This is a genomic window from Robertmurraya sp. (assembly GCF_036676585.1).
Taxonomy (GTDB): domain Bacteria; phylum Bacillota; class Bacilli; order Bacillales; family Cytobacillaceae; genus Robertmurraya_A.
This window is the reverse complement of record NZ_JAKFCQ010000075.1, coordinates 22,143-39,378: the sequence shown is the minus strand read 5'-3', so window position 1 is coordinate 39,378 and position 17,236 is coordinate 22,143. Positions and strand designations below refer to the sequence as shown.

Sequence of the window (17,236 nt, the reverse complement as noted above, 5' to 3'; positions counted from 1 at the left end):
TACAACAACTATAGATACCAATGGGATTTAAAGAAGATGACCCCTATTGAATATAGGAATCATCTTCTCAATGTAGCATAGTCTTTTTTAAGAATGTCCTTTACAAAGGGTACATTTTAGTTTCTAATAGTCTCTTATTTCATTGTTCATCTAATAGATTAAGTGCCTTTGCATTAGTTAGAAATAGCTAATCAATGGTTCTAATTGGTTATCCCACACCCATTTAGGGCTGTATCGCTGTCGGGCGAGTGTTTTTGCTTTTATCACTGGATTTTCCCTCATCATATTTACAATGACCCTAGCATGTTCTTTTAAATAACTTTCCTCTGATGGATTATATGTTTCCTTCGTATCAAATCCAAAATTTCTCGCATCCCACTTTATAAAATAAGCATTAAGGTTTTTTCCTAATTCTTCTAATGCAGGAACTCTTTCATTTAAAACCAGGCAATTGCCTTTGCTAGCTGCTTCTATAACGGTTAAACCAAACGATTCAGAGAACGATGGACATATAAAAAGATTAGATAGACTAAATAGTTCTAAAACAGCGTTCCTTGGGAAACCAGACTTAAATTCCTTTAAATCAGAAGTGAAAATAATATCTTGATTTGCCAGCCCATAAGTGGCACCTTGAGCACGGATTAGTGCTTTATAGGTATTACTTGGAATATCACTGCTTGGAAAATCACAAAATACCACTGAAACGCTTTTTTCCCAGTGCTTTTTTATTGCCCCTCCTAACATAGCTACCTTTTCGAATTTTTTTGCTAGTGTTAAACGTCCGGGATATACGATTAACACATCGGGACTAAGTAAATCAATTTCTTTTGATAGAATCTGAATTTCATTACTAGCAAAACTTAAAATATCTAAACTATTATTTACCACCCTGCATCTTCCTTCAGGTACATTATACTGTTTAGCCAATGCTGAAATACCCGATTGAGTTGGGTACACATACAGGGTATTTGGCATGGGGGTATAACGGGCAGAAAAGGGCCATTTAGGATTATTCGGACGATTCACAGGAGCTGAATGGGTAAAGGCAATAAATTTCACTTTTGGCAATGTTTCCTGAGCCTTACGTATGGCCACGTTGTGAACTAAGTGCCAGCCTTGATAATGTATATCATGCATGATACAAACATCAACATCTTGTAATTTATCCACCAAGTCTTCTGCAATGACATCCGTTTCTTTAAAAAAGGTTTCATGTACTTCCCCGCTTGGTTGGGAGTAGTCCTTCCAATGTATTTGTTGACCATCTAATTGATTGATCACTTTTACCCATTCAATCCGTTCATCCAAAAAAACACCAAATCGCTCCTCAAGAGGGCAACTCTCACTTACGAGTACTTTTACTTTCATACCTGCATCCAATATCATGCGAAGTTGTTCTGCCACAACATTAACCAATGAGTAGGTGCTATTTAGTCCATTAAACATGGTAAGTAGAGCTATTTTCATTTATTTCATACCTCCCTGGTGAAATAAGACATAATAATATATACGGTTAATACGATTCTTGTGATAACTAATAAAGGCATGAATTAATTCTAATATTTCTCTTCAAGTTTGATTTTTTTCCTTATTCGTTTGTCCCACTAAAAAGAGGTATAGCCAATGTAGATTGGAATACCTCAATGCCTCCTTATTGATAATTGCTCATCGGTTTCCAGAAAAGAAAGGATGTTTCCTTAACAAATAGATAAGACATAAGTTTTCTATTACACTTTCTATTATATTTAGTAATGCGAGTGTTCTTGTGAATTTGGTTTAGAAACACAAGATTCATTGATTAATTCCATATATTTGCAAATGCATCTAGTCCAGTGGTACTTGTAGCGGTTTGAGTAGTACTAGTAGTAGTGGTAGTACTTGTGGTAGTGGTAGTAGTAGTTGATGTTGAAATAAAATCAAGAATATTTTCAAATTTGAATTGAAGTAACATTTCTTTTTTAATAATGGTTTTCAACATTCCTTCTACTTCACGGTTAACTTGTAACAACTCGGCAAGGCTTCCTGCAACAATATTGGGGTTAACTTGTGTTCCTCCATCATCTACTAGGGTACCTAATGCTCCTTGAACCTTTTCGGCTTCTGCATTAATTAGGTGTGCTAAACCAAGTTCTTCAAATGCAATTGAAGCTAGTAGTAAGAGAACCACTTGTTCAGAATCAAGACCATCAATTGGGTTGATCCCATTGGAAGGTGTGTTTGGAAAAGACATTTAAATTTACATCTCCTTTATTTTTATTTTTACAATAGTAGAGTATTTAGATTTTCCTTGGTTTGCTTGGACATTTATAAGATCTTCAAAAATTTATTTCCTATAAAGTCTATAGGATATCCCTCCTTCCTTCATTTCTTTTTAGTTTATTCCTCCCTTGTAATATGGATCGGGCTTGTATCGTATAAATCTATAATTATTTACATTTTTTAATTAATAAGATTGGGTAGTTGAACTTACGATTCAAAAGGAACATAAATTTATAGTTGCCATACAATAGTAGAGAATAGTTTATAAATGTATTCCTCATTTTATAAAGAGAATAGGTGAAGTTATGAAAAGGGCTTTAGTTGTTTTTCTTGAAGATAAACCTCACTTGATGCTTCAGTTTGGCTGCTTATACACATCTTTTAAATATATTGAAACAAATGACACTGATATGGTTGTTTTCGGGACTTCCCAAGCACTTAAAAAAGTACCAGATGATTGTATAAAAGTATTATATAAGCCAATAAGTTATCAAAGTGAATGGAAAAATTATCACTATATTAATTCAATCAGCTGTTTGGCTAATGAATGTTCGAATTTTTTAGATCACTATGATTTAGTTCTGAGAACTGACGCCGATACCTTTTTAACACCAGCATGGAACAACTATTATCCAATGTTTTATACCGGTGGCAGGGGTGGCTACGTTAATAATGAGGACACAAAGGACAGGCTCCATAGAATTGCTAACAAACTAGGACTCAAACATAGGGGAGTCCATAACATCGGTTCAACGCATTATGGTTATGGACCATTAGTAAGGGAAGTATGTAAGGAAACTGTAAGGGTTGCCAAACATATTTTGAATAATGAGTTTATAGATGGTCCTGGACAGTGGCCAGGTTGGTATTCTGGTGTGACCTCTATGTACAGCTCAGAAATTGCAGTAAACCATTATGTGGAAAAAGTTATTATAGATGGTGAAAAATTAGACTATCCGTCAAGTTCAGGATCTGACATACTGAAACATCCTCATATTCACTGTTGGCATACAAATGAAAGATTCTCAAAATTCCAATATGAAGCAGGACAATATGACAACATTCTCATGGATGATTTAGATCTTACAATTGTAAAAGATTATTGTCTTTATATTGGATTAAAGGCGAAAAAGGAAATGCCCTGGCTTCTGTGAGTCGAGTGATAGAAAAACTTTTAAAGAAATTAGCTGTTAATAAAAGATAAACGGGCTTGGAAAGACGTCACATAGGTGGATAAAAAACCATAAATTAAAAGAGAAATTAGAAAGACCAAAAGGAGGATCCTAATCTATGAGTATGCCATCCATTCCAAAAGAACCTCACCGTCCCGATAAAAAAGAAGTTGTCATTGATTTACTTGAATCCATTGCATTAGAAGAAATTGCATTGTCACACATTATGAATGCCGAGGCAGAAAAAATACAGGCGTTTGTAGGGGAGTGCTTGGATTTCCCTACCTGTCCTTCCAATGAAGAAATTCTTTTGTTTAATAAATCTGCGGGGAGATTATTGGAAACAGTCGTTATGAAGGAATGGTTATTATTAAACAAACTACAAGACGTACTTGAATTCGCTAGTAGATTTAAATGTTTCAAAAAACATCATGACCATCATAAACATCATAAACATTGTTGTTGTCCCGATGAGTGTAAATGTAAAAATAAACGTTGTTTACAATGTGGTAAGCACGAATGCCATTGTAAACATCATCTAGTCAAGGATGATTATTTCGATTGTGAGGAATAGATTTTAATAAGTAAGGTGATAGGTATGTTAGGCGACACCAATACCTCAATAAATGTATACAACCCGGAATCAAGTATTAAAATGTTAGATTCTATTTTTTTGTATCAAACATCTTTATTAAATATGTTGAAGGCAATGAATGAGAATGAGTTTTGTGACACGGTACTCATACAAACAATCTATCAGATTCTAAGTGCATCATATGAATATATCCGATTATTAATACGCAGATTTGATTATTTACAATTAAACGAATATCATTGTTCACTTCAAATCGATGTTATTAATAAATTCGAGAATTATTATGAGAGTGTCTATATATTTTCTGGCAAGTTACATTCATCTCCTTATTTTCGAAAGGTTATTTCGGAATTAACAAGTATTATTCTTCGTGAACTCAGTGAACTGAAAAAATTTATTAAGTACCATAAAGATGAAAATAACATTAAATTATTGTGGAGATCCGACTTCGTTTAAATAATAAGCGAAGTTTTAATATTGGAAATAAGGGAGTATGAAAAGGGGGAACTATGGTGAATCGAATCTTAAGGAAGTGGGAGCATTGTTCCCCCTCGAATGAAAAAGGGAAACAAAGCTAACAATAAGAGAAAATTAAGAGCAACAAGTAATGTGATTTTACTTGTTTTTTTTTATAACGAGGACTATAGTTATCTAGTAATGACAGATGTCAAGACAGAAGGAGGGTTACATAGTTGGAAAATAAAACAATTTCACAAAAGAAATTACTCGGCATTGCAGGTCTTGGTTGGATGTTTGATGCGATGGATGTCGGGATGCTTTCTTTCATTATTGCAGCTCTAAATGCTGATTGGGGATTAACGCCTAAACAAATGGGTTGGATTGGAAGTGTGAACTCAATAGGGATGGCTGTTGGAGCACTCGTATTTGGTATTTGGGCTGATCGAATTGGAAGAAAGAATATTTTTATTATTACACTTCTATTATTCTCATTAGCGAGCGGAGCTTCAGCCTTTACTACCACTTTAGCAGCTTTTCTCGTTTTGCGCTTCTTTGTAGGAATGGGGTTGGGAGGAGAATTACCTGTTGCCTCAACACTTGTTTCTGAAAGTGTACCAGCTAAAGAGCGTGGACGTGTTGTTGTACTACTTGAAAGCTTTTGGGCATTCGGATGGCTATTATCTGCACTTATTTCGTACTTTGTTATACCATCCTATGGTTGGAAAATTGCCTTGATTATTAGTGCAATTCCAGCGCTTTATGCGCTATATTTACGATTAAAATTACCAGATTCACCAGCTTTCTCAAAAAAGAAGGTAGAAAAAAGAACGGTGCTTCAAAATATCCAAGACGTATGGTCAAAAGATTATTCACGTTCTACCTTTGTATTATGGGTTGTTTGGTTTACCGTTGTATTCTCTTATTACGGTATGTTTTTATGGTTACCGAGTGTGATGGTCATGAAGGGTTTTAGCATGATCAAGAGCTTTGAATATGTGCTAATCATGACCTTGGCTCAATTACCAGGTTACTTTACAGCTGCATGGCTAATTGAAAAACTAGGTCGTAAATTTGTATTAGTTACATATTTATTAGGAACAGCAGCTTCGGCACTAGTGTTCGGAAATGCCGAAACGACTGCCGTCTTAATGACAGCGGGAATTCTATTATCGTTCTTTAATCTAGGTGCATGGGGGGCATTATATGCTTACACTCCAGAACAATATCCAGCTGTAATTCGTGGGACAGGCTCTGGGATGGCCGCTTCGATCGGCCGTGTGGGTGGAATTCTTGGTCCATTACTAGTAGGATCTCTGGTTGCTGCAGGCTATTCTATCGGATTTATTTTTACGATATTCTGTATTAGTATCGTTGTGGGTGTGGTAGTCTTAGCGTTATTTGGCAGAGAGACAAAACAAATTGAATTAACGTAAATTCTACGTAACCTGTTCCTAAATAAATGGATACAGGTTTTTCTTTTTACTTAAAATAGTAGTGTTCTTTATAATAAACCATATCAATCAGTTTACTTCCCATCACGTAAGGAATATACTATGATCAATACATCACAAACTTTTAGGAGACGATACACATGACAGATCATTCGAAAAAAAGAGAAGAAGTTTTAGAGGCCTTTCTTTTTAGACATGCGACAAAATCCTTCGATGCTTCCAAAAAAATCAGCGATGAGGACTTTCAGTATATACTTGAAGCAGGGAGATTATCGCCAAGCTCTGTTGGATATGAACCATGGAAATTTGTTGTTGTTCAGAATGCTGCCTTAAGAGAAAAATTAAGGGAAGTGTCCTGGGGAGCACAAGGCCAGCTTCCAACAGCTAGCCATTTTGTTGTGATTTTAGCTAGAACCATTAAAGATACGAAATATGATTCAGAGTATGTTAGACATCAAATGCTAGAGGTTAAAAAATTTCCTGAAGAGCTTTTTGGGAAAATTTTAGAAAGGTATAAAACCTTTCAGGAAGACGATCTTCACTTATTGGATAATGAAAGAACGATGTTGGACTGGGCTGGAAAGCAAACGTATATTGCTTTAGCAAATATGATGACAGCAGCGGCTTTAATTGGAATTGATTCCTGTCCGATTGAAGGATTTAGTTTTGATCAAGTACAAAAGATTCTGGAAGAGGAAAACTTACTCGAAGATGGACATTTGGCTGTTTCTGTTATGGTAGCGTTTGGTTATAGAGAGAAGGAACCTCGACCAAAAATTAGAAAAGACATGAAGGATATCGTTCAGTGGATTGAGTAGAATGTGTATATATGAAATGGAGAAAGAACCATTGTGTTCTTTCTCCATTTTTTTGACAATAAGATTATAGGAAATCCAGGAATCATGATGTGGAAAATTGTTTGTTGTGAGAAAATAGAAAAATATTACATATAAAGAGGTGAGGAAAAAATGAATCGAGTCATGGTGATTGGGGTATCAGCTGGTGTTGGGAAATCGACGTTTGCTAGGAAGCTTGGACAGAAGCTACATATCCCCGTTTATCATCTAGATACTTACTTCTGGAAATCAGGTTGGATCGAGGCTTCAAATGAAGAATTTTTTGAAGCTCAAAGAAAGCTTGTGGAGAAAGAAACGTGGATCATTGAAGGAAATTACACAAAAACAATTCATATCAGAGAATCCAGCTGCGATACAGTTATTTATTTAGAACTCCCCTTACGTACTTGTCTTTACCGAGTAGTGAAGCGATTCCTTACAAACATTGGACATACGAGGCCAGATATGACGATCGGCTGCAAAGAGAAGTTAGATTGGAAATTTATCAAATTTATTATATTCACCTATTTTGCTAGGAAAGAAAAAATGAAAGAAAGACTGAAACAATACGAGTCAATGGGGAAAAAAGTAGTTGTTTTAAAAACAGAGGAAGAAATTAGCTCCTATTTCAATTAGGTAAACTACACGAGGGCAATTCACTAAATATTGACCAATTATGAAACAAATAGAGGGAGGAATGCATAGAACTTAGTAATATTTTGAAGGCTCCGTTCGAAGAAAGGAGCCTTATCTTATAGGAATTAATTGTTTAAGATGCTTCCATCCGTTTTCATACTCGATAAACTCAGGTTTAAATTTATTACCCCAGCGATATAAGTTATCGCGGACAATCCATTCATATACCTCACCGTACACAGTTAAATTATTTGTTTGGTTATGTTGATGTCTTCTATGATACAACAATGTATCATTTACCCAACCAATTTGATAATTATTTTCTAACAGACGAGAAAGAATTCGAATATCTTCCGCATAACGACCGTCCCAAGGATCATCTACTGGCCATCCTCCAATACTTTTTAGTGTATTTGTCCGATAAAATCTAGGCCAAACGGATTGGTTTGATAATAGAAAATCATATTGATTTGAAAATCCTCTACCTTTGACTATTTTAGATTTAATATGGTTTCTCCTTTGTGTCACTATGTTAAGATTTCCTCCCAAGACAGCTACTTTACTTGAGTTGTTTTCCATCTCATCTACGAAAACTTCAAGAGTATTTTGTGGAAACCAATCATCTGCATCTAGTGTGATAACATAAGAAGTATATACAAAGTTTAGTCCAAAATTTAGTGATTTAGATTGGCCGATATTTTTTTGATTATGTAATAGGTTTATTTTTTCGTTACCTAAATAAGATTCAATGATTGATAAGCTGTTATCAGTGGATGCATCATTGATTAAAAGTAGGTTCCATCTATCGAAAGTTTGCGAAACGATGGATTCTATTGCTTCTTTTACGTAATTTCCGGGGTTAAAAAAAGGAATCATCACCGTGACTTGGCTCAAATCTTTCACCTTCTTTTAGGTGTCAGGCGCTATGCCTGACACCTTAATCTTTAAACAAGTTTTTATAGTAACTAGAAGTTATTTCTAAACCTTCTTTTAGATTCGACAGGGGGGACCAAGATAACAATGTAATGGCTTTTTGATTATTTAGTTGGCTATAAAGAATATCTCCTGATCTTGTAGGGGAATAAAAAGGCTCGATATCTACGGGTATCACTTCTTTAATGTAGTTATATAGGGTATTGATACTTGTTTTACTATTACAGCTGATGTTAATCACTTCTTTATTTGCCCGTGTGAGTGCCAGAACATTCGCTTTTGCCACATCCTTTACAAAAATGAAATCTCTCGTTTGTTTTCCATCTCCATAAATTGTAGGTCTTTGATGTTGAAAAAGCTTAGAGTAAAAGATTGATATGACGCCTCCTTCTCCCTTTGGAGTTTGCCTAGGTCCATATACATTTGCATATCGTAAGATTGTATAGGATAAATCATTATGTTCTGAGAATTGTTTGATATATAACTCTGGAGTGTACTTGGAAATGCCATAATATGATAAAGGTTTTATTGGAAAATCTTCATGAATGCTACAATCTCCAGTTTCCCCATAGACTGCACATGACGAAGCATAAATGAATTTTTTAACTCCGAATAGTTTACAACATTGTAATAATTTAATAGTAGAAAGGATGTTGTTGGTAGCATCCATTAATGGATTTTCCATTGATGTTGCCACATCTACATTCGCTGCAAGGTGGATCACAAAATCGGGTTGTTCAAGTTGGAAAATATCTATAATCTTTGTAGATAATATGTCAGTTTCATATAGTTTAATGTTCTTTGGAAGCCACGTTTTATTGCCAGTACTTAAATTGTCAATAACAATGACCTCATAGTTTTTTTTTATTAATTCCTCAACTGTATGTGACCCAATAAATCCACAACCACCAGTTACTAGTACTTTCATTCGGAATCACTTATTCCCAATACAGTTTGATAATATGAAATCGTTTGTTTAAGTCCATTTTCTAAAGAAACTTTTGGATTGAAACCAAGTGTACTAGCTGCTTTGCTTATATCAGGTAACCGATCGGGTGTATCTTCATATCCTAATCCATATGCACGTTCGTATGGGATATGAATAATATCTGAGTTGGAATTTGTTATGTCCTTAATCATCTGAGCTAATGAATTTATCGTAATTTGTTCAGTCGTTCCGATATTAAAGACTTCGTTATTTGCTTTTGGGTACATACATGCGACAGTACCATCGATCATATCACTAATAAAGGTGAAACATCTTGTTTGATTACCGTCACCAAATACAGTAATGGGTTCATTTTTTAGTGCAGCTACAATGAATTTAGGGATTACGCCTCCATATTGAGAAGATGTTTGTCTTGGACCATAAGCGTTAAAGTATCTTCCGATTGATATAGGTAACCCTTTCTTTCCATACGCAAAACACATATGTTCGTCTAATGATTTTGCAGTTGCATAACACCATCTACTTGTTTGTGCTGAACCAAGTATTCGGTCAGAATCCTCAGTAAACGGTAAAATTGGATTTTTTCCATACACTTCAGATGTAGAAGCAAATACGACTTTTACATTTTTTTCATAGGCTAGTTCAAGTACGTTGCGGGTTCCATCGATATTTCCATGAATAATTTTTAAAGGATCTTCAACAGTGTTTTTTACACCGAGTGTTGCAGCAAGGTGAAAGACTAAATCACAATCTTTCAGTGTCTTCTGTAATAGGGGACGATCCATTACGGAACCTTCAATAAATTGAATCTTTGAAGGTGGAAGGGTTGCAAGGAAAGATTTTCTTCCATTTGATAGGTTATCAATCACAGTAAGATGATGCCCCATATTTGTTAACCTTTCGCAAAGGTGAGAACCTATAAAACCAGCGCCACCAGTAACTAAAATATTCATGGACGACCACCACCAAGTTTTATTATTGTTGCATTTCCCATTTGATCCTTGACAACATTTCTTGTGTCAAATACTAAAGAAGAGTGTTCAAGAATAGTATCTAATGGTATTTCTGAGTGGTCTGTTAGGATAACGACACAATCCACTTGTCCAAGTGTTTCTTGTGTTAAAGGTGTGCTATTGAAAATTTTACTATCAATTTTTATCGTAGGAACATAAGGATCGTGATAAAGTACACTTCGGTTTATATCGAGAAGGCACTTAAAAAGTTCAACTGATTGTGAATCGCGAATATCACTGATATCTTTTTTATAAGTCATTCCATATAATAATATAGATGATTCATTCATTGGCTTTTGAAGAATCTCTTTTATTTTTGCTATTATATGTTGCAGAATGGTTTTATTAATCGTACTGGCAGCAGTAATAAATAAACTGGACATTTCATAATTAGAGATTTTCCATTGAAGGTAAAATGGATCGACAGGAATACAATGACCACCGATTCCAGGACCAGGATAAAAGGCTGTAAATCCATATGGCTTTGTTTTTGCTGCATCAATTACTTCCCAAACATCTACGCCGAGACTATCGCAGATTGTTGCAAATTCATTGATAAAAGAGATATTGATAAATCGATAGGTGTTCTCTAATAGTTTTGTTATTTCTGCTGTTTCTGTTGAAGAAACAGGTACTACATTTATATAAATCATTTTATAAAGGTCTAACATTTTTTCTAAGCAACCACTTGTAATACCGCTGATTATCTTAGGAACCTCATCGATTGGTATGGTTTGGTTACCTGGGTCAATACGTTCTGGCGAGTAGCCTAAATAAATATTTTCACCTACTTTTTTACCGCTATTCTCAAGTATAGGTAATATTACTTCGCGAGTTGTCCCAGGGTAAGTAGAACTTTCTAAAACGACAAGTTGATTTTCTTGTAAATAAGGGGTTATAGAGTTAGCTGCGGCAGTTACATAACTTAAATCTGGGGTTTGATGGGTAGTAAGAGGTGTAGGAACACAGATAATGACTGCATTTGTAGTGGTAATATTGCGATAATCGCTGGATACACTAAATTGTTTACTTTTCAATGCACCTTGAAGCTGAGAACTAGATATATCAGGTATATAGCTCTCGCCATTTAATAATTGGGATATCTTTCTTTTATCTACATCGATTCCAATTACATTCAGGTTTTTTTCTACTAATTTTATTGCTAATGGGAGGCCGACAAAGCCAAGTCCGATTATAGTAACAGTAGGTTGAGTAACTTCAAAATCTTGCAAACATACACATTCCTTTCTATTCTAATAATCATACGATGAATCATATGTTGAAGTTGAGCTACTGCATTAGGCACATACCTTATCTTCATTTGATTATTGCTCGAATTAGAGTTATATATAGAATATTGGTTATGATTTACATATCCATTAACTTCTTAAGCCCTATTTCTTCATCAAGCCAATACTCACCTTCAATTTCACCTGTTATTAATGATTCCATTCCTTGACCAAGGTCAAATGCAACCTTTCCTCTTTCGTTAGCTATATATGAACCTAGAATTATTGCATTCGTACCTGCTGCAAGAAGACAAAGATCAAAATCATAGGAATCAATTTCGTTTTTTACTCCGGGTATATCAGAAAACTGTTTTATTTTTATGGCTCCTACAACATTGAAACCTAACTTTTTCATTAAATTTTTTTCAAGTGATTTTTTGACCTCATCTGCATAATTACAGATGATTAAGATTTTCTTTCCTGCAAGCATTTGGTGGAATTTACTTTGTTGAGAGAACATGATAACACGTCTAATATATGCCTCAAAAACATAGTCAGGAGAAATCTTATAATAATCAAAAACCCTTTTTGTTAAGTTTCCGGCTGTAGGAATATTTAAGTTTAGACCAATAATGTTAGCCTTTTTAACGGCTTCAACAGTCACATCACGAGCTTGTATATTTGGGAAAATTAGTCCTCGGTGAAAATGTCCTCTGTCTAAGTTGCGATTTGAATTGGCTACAATTGTTTCTGGGTCATTCAAGATTTCTTCTTCAGATAAAATCGCATACTGTGCCATGACAAATGATTCTGTATAACCTACAGATACAATTGATAGTGGTTGTTTCCTGTTTAAGGCGTCGATGATTTTATCCATAAGTTCACTACTGGTTAGTTGGATAGAATTCCCCATTTTTACCTCCCTTTCAAAAACATGATTGAATAAGCTTTACTCAATCATGTTATCCCGATACTCCTCAACAAGTTTATCAAAATCAAAAGCTTCTCCGTCAATCATGACATCTAATGCATGGCCAAAATCAACAACGACATTATTTGTAGCTTTGGCGAGCTTATCAGTTAAGATTGTTGCTGGTACTCCAGCAGCTAAAATAGCAATATCCCATTCAGCTTTCTTGCTGACTAGCTCGTTTTGGAGTGTATTTATCTGATTGATTCCTTCTAGTTGTTTCGTTTCTACAATGTTTACACCCATTTTTTCAAACAGTGGTTTTGCTTCAAGCGACCTTCTCCCCACTAATACAATTTTTAAAGGACGTAATGTGTCCCAGAAATCCATATCCTTTGACATAGGATGTGTGATAAAGGGGGAACACACATACTTTGGTTCGTAATCTAATGATGTTAAAAGCCTAAGTGTTTCTCTGTGAAAAAAGTCATGTTCTTCTTTTGAAAGAAGCCCAACAACTTGCGTAGATAATAGAGCCCCAATCACCAATTCTTTAATCTTTTCTGGTTCAGCAGTTGCTCCATTGTAATGTGCGCAATAGTCTAGTCCTTCTTGGTATGCTGTTGACGTTGGCCATAATGAATAATAAATCTCAGCATGACCAAATCGAGCTAACGAAAAAGGTTTTTTATTATGAATAGCGTCCTTCATCATTTGTAATACATCTTGTAAGCTCAAAAAATGTTGTTCAAACTCAAATTTATTTGATTCCATGTAATCACTCCAAAGTGTAACTATTTATCTAAAAGTGCATTTATTGTGGAAGAATCAGGGATGTGGTAATTTCTGGGCATTTTTAGTGAATGTTTTTTCAATATTCCAAGGTTATCTTTGACTAATGGACCTTCTTCTATGGACCTATGATCGTTCGGGAAGGTTCTTACTTTGTTATATACCTCAAGAGTTGAATCGATCATTTTTGTATGATGCCAAGCAGTTAAGCCGAAATTTTTTGCTTTTTCTGCTAAATTTTTTCGTAATTTACCATCTGAAAGGATTTTTTCTAAGCGATCGCATAGTTCGTCACTGTTATCTCGAGGGTAAAGCAAACCTGTTTCTCCATGTTCTATCATTTCAGGAACTCCGCCAGCATCAGAAGCGACGATTGGTTTACCAGCAATCTGAGCTTCAATAATTACAAAAGGTAAATTTTCAAGCAAACTAGGGAGTACAAAAACATCCACACTCGTCAATAATGCAGGAACATCGTCTCTTTTTCCTAAAAAGATCACATTATTTGAAAGGTTTTTTCTTTTAACTTCAGTCTTAAGAAAGTCCCCAAAGTCATCCCATTTATACGAGTCCCCAATAAATAAACAAATCCAATCGTTGCGAACTTTCTTTAGTTTTTCCAATGCCTGCAGTAATGAAAATTGTCCCTTTTCAAAAACAAGCCTTGCTGAGCATGCGATTATTTTTTTTTCTTCTGGAATTATGATATCTGTAAGTTTTGTTTGCTGCCTTTGAAAATCTGGAATATCAATTCCATAAGGAATAACCGTCATCTCAGATTGTATCGAGTAATGCTCCATCTGATCCTTCAACCAATTTGAAGGGAGTATGGAGAGATCGGATGAATTTGGACCAAGGGTTTCTAATTGTGAAATATACTTCCATCGTTGACTATTCGTAATTTGAGGATTTTTTTTTATTTCTGCTAGAAAGATTTCTTGAATCATTGATGAGTGAATAGTACAAACCAATGGTGTAGTAATAGATTTAACCCGGGATAAGGCATGTGCTGTCACAACATCTTGAGCGTGAATTAGATCATACGTACTTATACCTAGATGAAAAGCAGCTATCTCTAGACTATGACGCTTACTTTCTTTTCTAATGATCCAATCATCTATCCCAAAGGTCTTTTTTTCGAAATATTCTTTTAGTTTCTTATATATTGTTCTTTCTAAAGGATTCTTATTGAAGGATGTTCCTTTTTTTAGAAGATAGTAACAGTTATCATCAGGATGGAGAGCTAAAATATCAACATCATGACCTTGACCTTCTAAGCCTTTTGTAAGTTGCTTAACATAGGTCCATACTCCTCCTGTTAATGGTAAATATGATCCGTATGCCAATAATATTTTCATAAGTCACTCCCTTCCTTTTTACTAGTTTCTTAGGCTGTAATCGTAATGATGTTGTCTCTAAATAGCTGGAACGATATTGAATATAAGGAATCCTTTAATATAACGAATATCCTACAACTTTTCATTTTTATTCTATGTAGTTTGAAAGTGGGGGGAACTAACATTCTTTCGATTTTAAGACTTTTTGTTCCTATCGTACTTTTTAACACTCACAAGTTGATCTTGATTTAAATAAACTAGGAGTAACTACATTAGGAGGGTTTTTGATGACCGTTAGTCAAGTCACTATTTTAATTCCTTTTTATAATCGTCAGGATTATTTAAGGGAAACATTAGAAACTGTATTTGCTCAAACGTATAAAGATTGGAAATTAATTTTGATTGATGATGGTTCAACAGATAGGAGTCTAGAAACGATTAACGATCTTTTAAGTGATCCGAGAATTCAGAAAATAAAAAATCATAAAAACTTGGGTAAATCAAAAAGCCTAAATAGAGCATTATCGCTTGTTGATACACCATATATACTAGAATTAGACAGTGATGATTGGTTATTTCCTAACACGCTACAGGTATTAATAGAAGAGTTTGAAAATCAGCCTAATGATGTGGCTATTGTAAGTGGGAATTTACAGATGGTCGTTGAGGATAGACAAGGGCGAATTAAAAGGGTTATTGAACGGAAAGGAAAAGCCTTTTCTGATAAAATTGAATTCCTTTTTGCTAATCAGGTCGTATGGCCGCGATTTTGTCGTACAAATGTGTTAAAGGAAATAGGTGGTTGGCCAATTGATGATCCATATGAGGGTTGCCATGGAATTGATGATTTACGTTTATTGTTAAGATTGATAGATAGATACCGATTTCACTGGATTGATCAATGTCTTTACAAATGTCGGGAGCACGAAAACAATTTGTCAAATAAACAACGGAAAAGAACTGCAGAAATTCGTGAATGGGCAATTAGGGATGCTCTGGATAGGTGGGGATATGAACTCGAGCCTGTCTTTTATTATGATGAAGATGGATGGAATTATCTTGTTGATCTTATGTGAAAATGGATGTTTTTAGGATGGCTATTCATTTCATGGAGGTGTTTCCGATGTTACCAGAAGTCACGGTATTAGTACCATTCTATAATCGTGAACAGTATCTATGTTATGCATTAGAAAGTGTTTGTAAGCAAACTTATCATAATTGGAAAATGATTTTAATCGATGATGGTTCAACGGATCAATCTGTTCAAAGCGTCGCTCCTTTTTTGAATGATTCCAGAATATCTCTTATCAAATCTCATACAAACGAAGGTCAATCAAAAAGTTTAAATAAGGGGTTGGATATAGTCGATACACCTTTTGTTATGACATTAGATAGTGATGATTGGCTGCATCCGGACGCATTAAACATTCTTGTGAATGAGGCTAGGAGTCTTCCAGATACTTACGCAGTTGTACATGGAAATATTACGGCAGTTTTTCAAGATAAAAAAGGTACTATTTCAAGAGAGGTTATAAAGAAGGGGCAACAAATCAAAGACCGATATCATTTTGTACTTGGATATCCAGATACATTTATTTGTCCGCGGTTTTATCGAACCTCTGCTGTAAAAGAATTAGGTGGATGGCCTACGGACGATCCTTATGGGGGAAGATATATTGAAGATTTACCAGTAATGTTACATCTTATAGAAAAATATCAATTTCATTATACTGACAAATCTTTGTATTATTATCGTCAGCATACGGAAATGTCTACCACAAATATTGAAATTGTTGCAGATAAAATGAAATGGGTAATTAGACAGGCTTTAAAACGATGGGGAGATAGGTATGAACCTATCTTTAAAATCATTGATGATGGTTGGATTGTTGTAGAGCGATTAAAAGAAAAAGACGGTGAAAAATAGAGTGGTTTCAATTATTACTTGCACAGTAAGAGATGAATTTATGGAGAATGTATTTGATAATTTTCAAAAACAAGATTATAAGGAAAAAGAACTAATAATAATATTAAATAATGATAGTATTGATGCTGATAAGTGGAAAAAACGAGCGTTTTTAGACAGAAACATTATTATTGTTCAACTACCTCAATATACTAGTTTAGGGGATTGTTTGAATTATGGTGTTGAACATTCAAGGTATAAAACGATAGCCAAATTCGATGATGATGATTTTTATGGTCCATATTATATGAATGAAGCAATGAATGTGATCAAAAATACGAAAGCTATGGTAGTTGGTAAGTCCACGTTCTATATTTATTTTCATCAAGAAAAGAGCTTATACTTATATAATTGTAATAATGAACAACGTTTTATCTATCCCAAAAAACATTACTACACAAAGGATTTCTTAGCCGGAGCATCACTCGTAATTAACAAAGATGTATTCAAACAAGTTACATTTCCTAGCCTGAACTTAGGTGAAGATTCCAAATTCCAGCAAGAATGTTTAAAAAAAGATATTTCGATGTATTCTACAACTAGACAACATTTTGCATACATTCGTTACCCATATTCTCATTATCATAATTCAGACGTTAAAGATTATTTTTTGAAAAAAAGAAGTCGACTGGTTTCGAAAGGAAGTGAATTTGAAAATTTACTTACTCAAATCAGCCCTTCATAATAAAAAAAGTTAGG

19 protein-coding genes are annotated in these 17,236 nt (G+C 34.5%); 10 read left to right on the top strand and 9 right to left on the bottom strand.

Annotation, left to right across the window (positions count from 1 at the left end; all coding sequences use genetic code 11):
* Nucleotides 1-81, top strand: an 81-nt coding sequence (locus ACGLXV_RS10715; RefSeq protein WP_391558570.1) for an IS3 family transposase, incomplete at its 5' end; no start/stop codon positions are given.
* Nucleotides 82-177: 96 nt separating this feature from the next.
* Here ACGLXV_RS10715 and ACGLXV_RS10710 read toward each other — a convergent pair.
* Nucleotides 178-1,467 carry a glycosyltransferase gene (locus ACGLXV_RS10710; protein WP_391558566.1) on the bottom strand — a complete coding sequence of 430 codons (1,290 nt, stop codon included), beginning with the start codon at nt 1,465-1,467 and terminating at the stop codon, nt 178-180.
* 331 nt (nt 1,468-1,798) lie between these two features.
* Nucleotides 1,799-2,230 (bottom strand): alpha-helical endospore appendage domain-containing protein, encoded by a 432-nt coding sequence (locus ACGLXV_RS10705; RefSeq protein ID WP_240390720.1) that lies wholly within the window; start codon nt 2,228-2,230, stop codon nt 1,799-1,801.
* Between the two features lie 334 nt (nt 2,231-2,564).
* On the opposite strand from ACGLXV_RS10705, the gene ACGLXV_RS10700 reads away from it, so the two are divergent.
* The 6 genes from ACGLXV_RS10700 (at nt 2,565) to ACGLXV_RS10675 (ending at nt 7,408) form a co-directional block, all read left to right on the top strand.
* Nucleotides 2,565-3,413, top strand: coding sequence for a DUF7164 domain-containing protein (locus ACGLXV_RS10700; RefSeq protein WP_391558565.1), 849 nt, complete (start codon nt 2,565-2,567; stop codon nt 3,411-3,413).
* Nucleotides 3,414-3,549: 136 nt separating this feature from the next.
* Nucleotides 3,550-4,005 (top strand): alpha-helical endospore appendage domain-containing protein, encoded by a 456-nt coding sequence (locus tag ACGLXV_RS10695; RefSeq protein ID WP_391558564.1) that lies wholly within the window; start codon nt 3,550-3,552, stop codon nt 4,003-4,005.
* 24 nt (nt 4,006-4,029) lie between these two features.
* On the top strand, nt 4,030-4,482 hold the full coding sequence (locus ACGLXV_RS10690; protein WP_391558563.1) for a hypothetical protein: 453 nt from the start codon (nt 4,030-4,032) through the stop codon (nt 4,480-4,482).
* Between the two features lie 293 nt (nt 4,483-4,775).
* Nucleotides 4,776-5,918 carry an MFS transporter gene (locus ACGLXV_RS10685; protein WP_391558569.1) on the top strand — a complete coding sequence of 381 codons (1,143 nt, stop codon included), beginning with the start codon at nt 4,776-4,778 and terminating at the stop codon, nt 5,916-5,918.
* 158 nt (nt 5,919-6,076) lie between these two features.
* On the top strand, nt 6,077-6,754 hold the full coding sequence (locus tag ACGLXV_RS10680) for an NAD(P)H-dependent oxidoreductase (RefSeq protein ID WP_391558562.1): 678 nt from the start codon (nt 6,077-6,079) through the stop codon (nt 6,752-6,754).
* A gap of 150 nt (nt 6,755-6,904) precedes the next feature.
* On the top strand, nt 6,905-7,408 hold the full coding sequence (locus ACGLXV_RS10675; RefSeq protein ID WP_391558561.1) for a P-loop NTPase family protein: 504 nt from the start codon (nt 6,905-6,907) through the stop codon (nt 7,406-7,408).
* A 111-nt stretch (nt 7,409-7,519) separates the two neighbouring features.
* Here the strand turns inward: ACGLXV_RS10675 and ACGLXV_RS10670 are convergent, their stop codons facing one another.
* From ACGLXV_RS10670 to ACGLXV_RS10640, 7 genes are all read right to left on the bottom strand, one after another.
* Nucleotides 7,520-8,302, bottom strand: a complete 783-nt coding sequence (locus tag ACGLXV_RS10670; RefSeq protein WP_391558560.1) for a glycosyltransferase family 2 protein — start codon at nt 8,300-8,302, stop codon at nt 7,520-7,522.
* 43 nt (nt 8,303-8,345) lie between these two features.
* Nucleotides 8,346-9,269: an NAD-dependent epimerase/dehydratase family protein gene (locus ACGLXV_RS10665; protein WP_119707804.1), complete on the bottom strand. Its 924-nt coding sequence runs from the start codon at nt 9,267-9,269 to the stop codon at nt 8,346-8,348.
* A complete protein-coding gene (locus ACGLXV_RS10660; protein WP_391558559.1) occupies nt 9,266-10,243 on the bottom strand; it encodes an NAD-dependent epimerase/dehydratase family protein in 978 nt (325 codons plus the stop codon). The genes ACGLXV_RS10665 and ACGLXV_RS10660 overlap by 4 nt, the downstream gene beginning before the upstream one ends.
* Nucleotides 10,240-11,535: a nucleotide sugar dehydrogenase gene (locus ACGLXV_RS10655; RefSeq protein WP_391558558.1), complete on the bottom strand. Its 1,296-nt coding sequence runs from the start codon at nt 11,533-11,535 to the stop codon at nt 10,240-10,242. Before ACGLXV_RS10655 ends, ACGLXV_RS10660 begins: the two co-directional genes overlap by 4 nt.
* A gap of 136 nt (nt 11,536-11,671) precedes the next feature.
* A complete protein-coding gene (locus ACGLXV_RS10650; RefSeq protein ID WP_391558557.1) occupies nt 11,672-12,445 on the bottom strand; it encodes a GT-D fold domain-containing glycosyltransferase in 774 nt (257 codons plus the stop codon).
* Nucleotides 12,446-12,481: 36 nt separating this feature from the next.
* Nucleotides 12,482-13,216: a GT-D fold domain-containing protein gene (locus ACGLXV_RS10645; RefSeq protein WP_391558556.1), complete on the bottom strand. Its 735-nt coding sequence runs from the start codon at nt 13,214-13,216 to the stop codon at nt 12,482-12,484.
* Nucleotides 13,217-13,236: 20 nt separating this feature from the next.
* Nucleotides 13,237-14,592 (bottom strand): glycosyltransferase family 4 protein, encoded by a 1,356-nt coding sequence (locus ACGLXV_RS10640; protein ID WP_391558555.1) that lies wholly within the window; start codon nt 14,590-14,592, stop codon nt 13,237-13,239.
* A 266-nt stretch (nt 14,593-14,858) separates the two neighbouring features.
* Between ACGLXV_RS10640 and ACGLXV_RS10635 the strand changes: the two genes are divergently transcribed.
* Genes ACGLXV_RS10635 through ACGLXV_RS10625 form a run of 3 tightly spaced genes read left to right on the top strand, consistent with a single transcriptional unit; the run spans nt 14,859 to nt 17,222 of the window.
* Nucleotides 14,859-15,647, top strand: coding sequence for a glycosyltransferase family 2 protein (locus ACGLXV_RS10635; RefSeq protein WP_391558554.1), 789 nt, complete (start codon nt 14,859-14,861; stop codon nt 15,645-15,647).
* A gap of 47 nt (nt 15,648-15,694) precedes the next feature.
* Nucleotides 15,695-16,498 carry a glycosyltransferase family 2 protein gene (locus ACGLXV_RS10630; RefSeq protein ID WP_391558553.1) on the top strand — a complete coding sequence of 268 codons (804 nt, stop codon included), beginning with the start codon at nt 15,695-15,697 and terminating at the stop codon, nt 16,496-16,498.
* Nucleotides 16,488-17,222, top strand: coding sequence for a glycosyltransferase family 2 protein (locus ACGLXV_RS10625; protein WP_391558552.1), 735 nt, complete (start codon nt 16,488-16,490; stop codon nt 17,220-17,222). The genes ACGLXV_RS10630 and ACGLXV_RS10625 overlap by 11 nt, the downstream gene beginning before the upstream one ends.
* Nucleotides 17,223-17,236 lie beyond the last annotated feature (14 nt).

Bases quoted from the DNA above. Each gene is read 5' to 3' on its own strand.
- ACGLXV_RS10675 (WP_391558561.1), top strand. From the start codon at position 6,905: ATGAATCGAGTCATGGTGATTGGGGTATCAGCTGGTGTTGGGAAATCG.
- ACGLXV_RS10680 (WP_391558562.1), top strand. From the start codon at position 6,077: ATGACAGATCATTCGAAAAAAAGAGAAGAAGTTTTAGAGGCCTTTCTT.
- ACGLXV_RS10710 (WP_391558566.1), bottom strand. From the start codon at position 1,467: ATGAAAATAGCTCTACTTACCATGTTTAATGGACTAAATAGCACCTAC.
- ACGLXV_RS10665 (WP_119707804.1), bottom strand. From the start codon at position 9,269: ATGAAAGTACTAGTAACTGGTGGTTGTGGATTTATTGGGTCACATACA.
- ACGLXV_RS10705 (WP_240390720.1), bottom strand. From the start codon at position 2,230: ATGTCTTTTCCAAACACACCTTCCAATGGGATCAACCCAATTGATGGT.
- ACGLXV_RS10660 (WP_391558559.1), bottom strand. From the start codon at position 10,243: ATGAATATTTTAGTTACTGGTGGCGCTGGTTTTATAGGTTCTCACCTT.
- ACGLXV_RS10640 (WP_391558555.1), bottom strand. From the start codon at position 14,592: ATGAAAATATTATTGGCATACGGATCATATTTACCATTAACAGGAGGA.
- ACGLXV_RS10630 (WP_391558553.1), top strand. From the start codon at position 15,695: ATGTTACCAGAAGTCACGGTATTAGTACCATTCTATAATCGTGAACAG.
- ACGLXV_RS10695 (WP_391558564.1), top strand. From the start codon at position 3,550: ATGAGTATGCCATCCATTCCAAAAGAACCTCACCGTCCCGATAAAAAA.
- ACGLXV_RS10635 (WP_391558554.1), top strand. From the start codon at position 14,859: ATGACCGTTAGTCAAGTCACTATTTTAATTCCTTTTTATAATCGTCAG.
- ACGLXV_RS10685 (WP_391558569.1), top strand. From the start codon at position 4,776: ATGTTTGATGCGATGGATGTCGGGATGCTTTCTTTCATTATTGCAGCT.
- ACGLXV_RS10650 (WP_391558557.1), bottom strand. From the start codon at position 12,445: ATGGGGAATTCTATCCAACTAACCAGTAGTGAACTTATGGATAAAATC.
- ACGLXV_RS10700 (WP_391558565.1), top strand. From the start codon at position 2,565: ATGAAAAGGGCTTTAGTTGTTTTTCTTGAAGATAAACCTCACTTGATG.
- ACGLXV_RS10690 (WP_391558563.1), top strand. From the start codon at position 4,030: ATGTTAGGCGACACCAATACCTCAATAAATGTATACAACCCGGAATCA.
- ACGLXV_RS10645 (WP_391558556.1), bottom strand. From the start codon at position 13,216: ATGGAATCAAATAAATTTGAGTTTGAACAACATTTTTTGAGCTTACAA.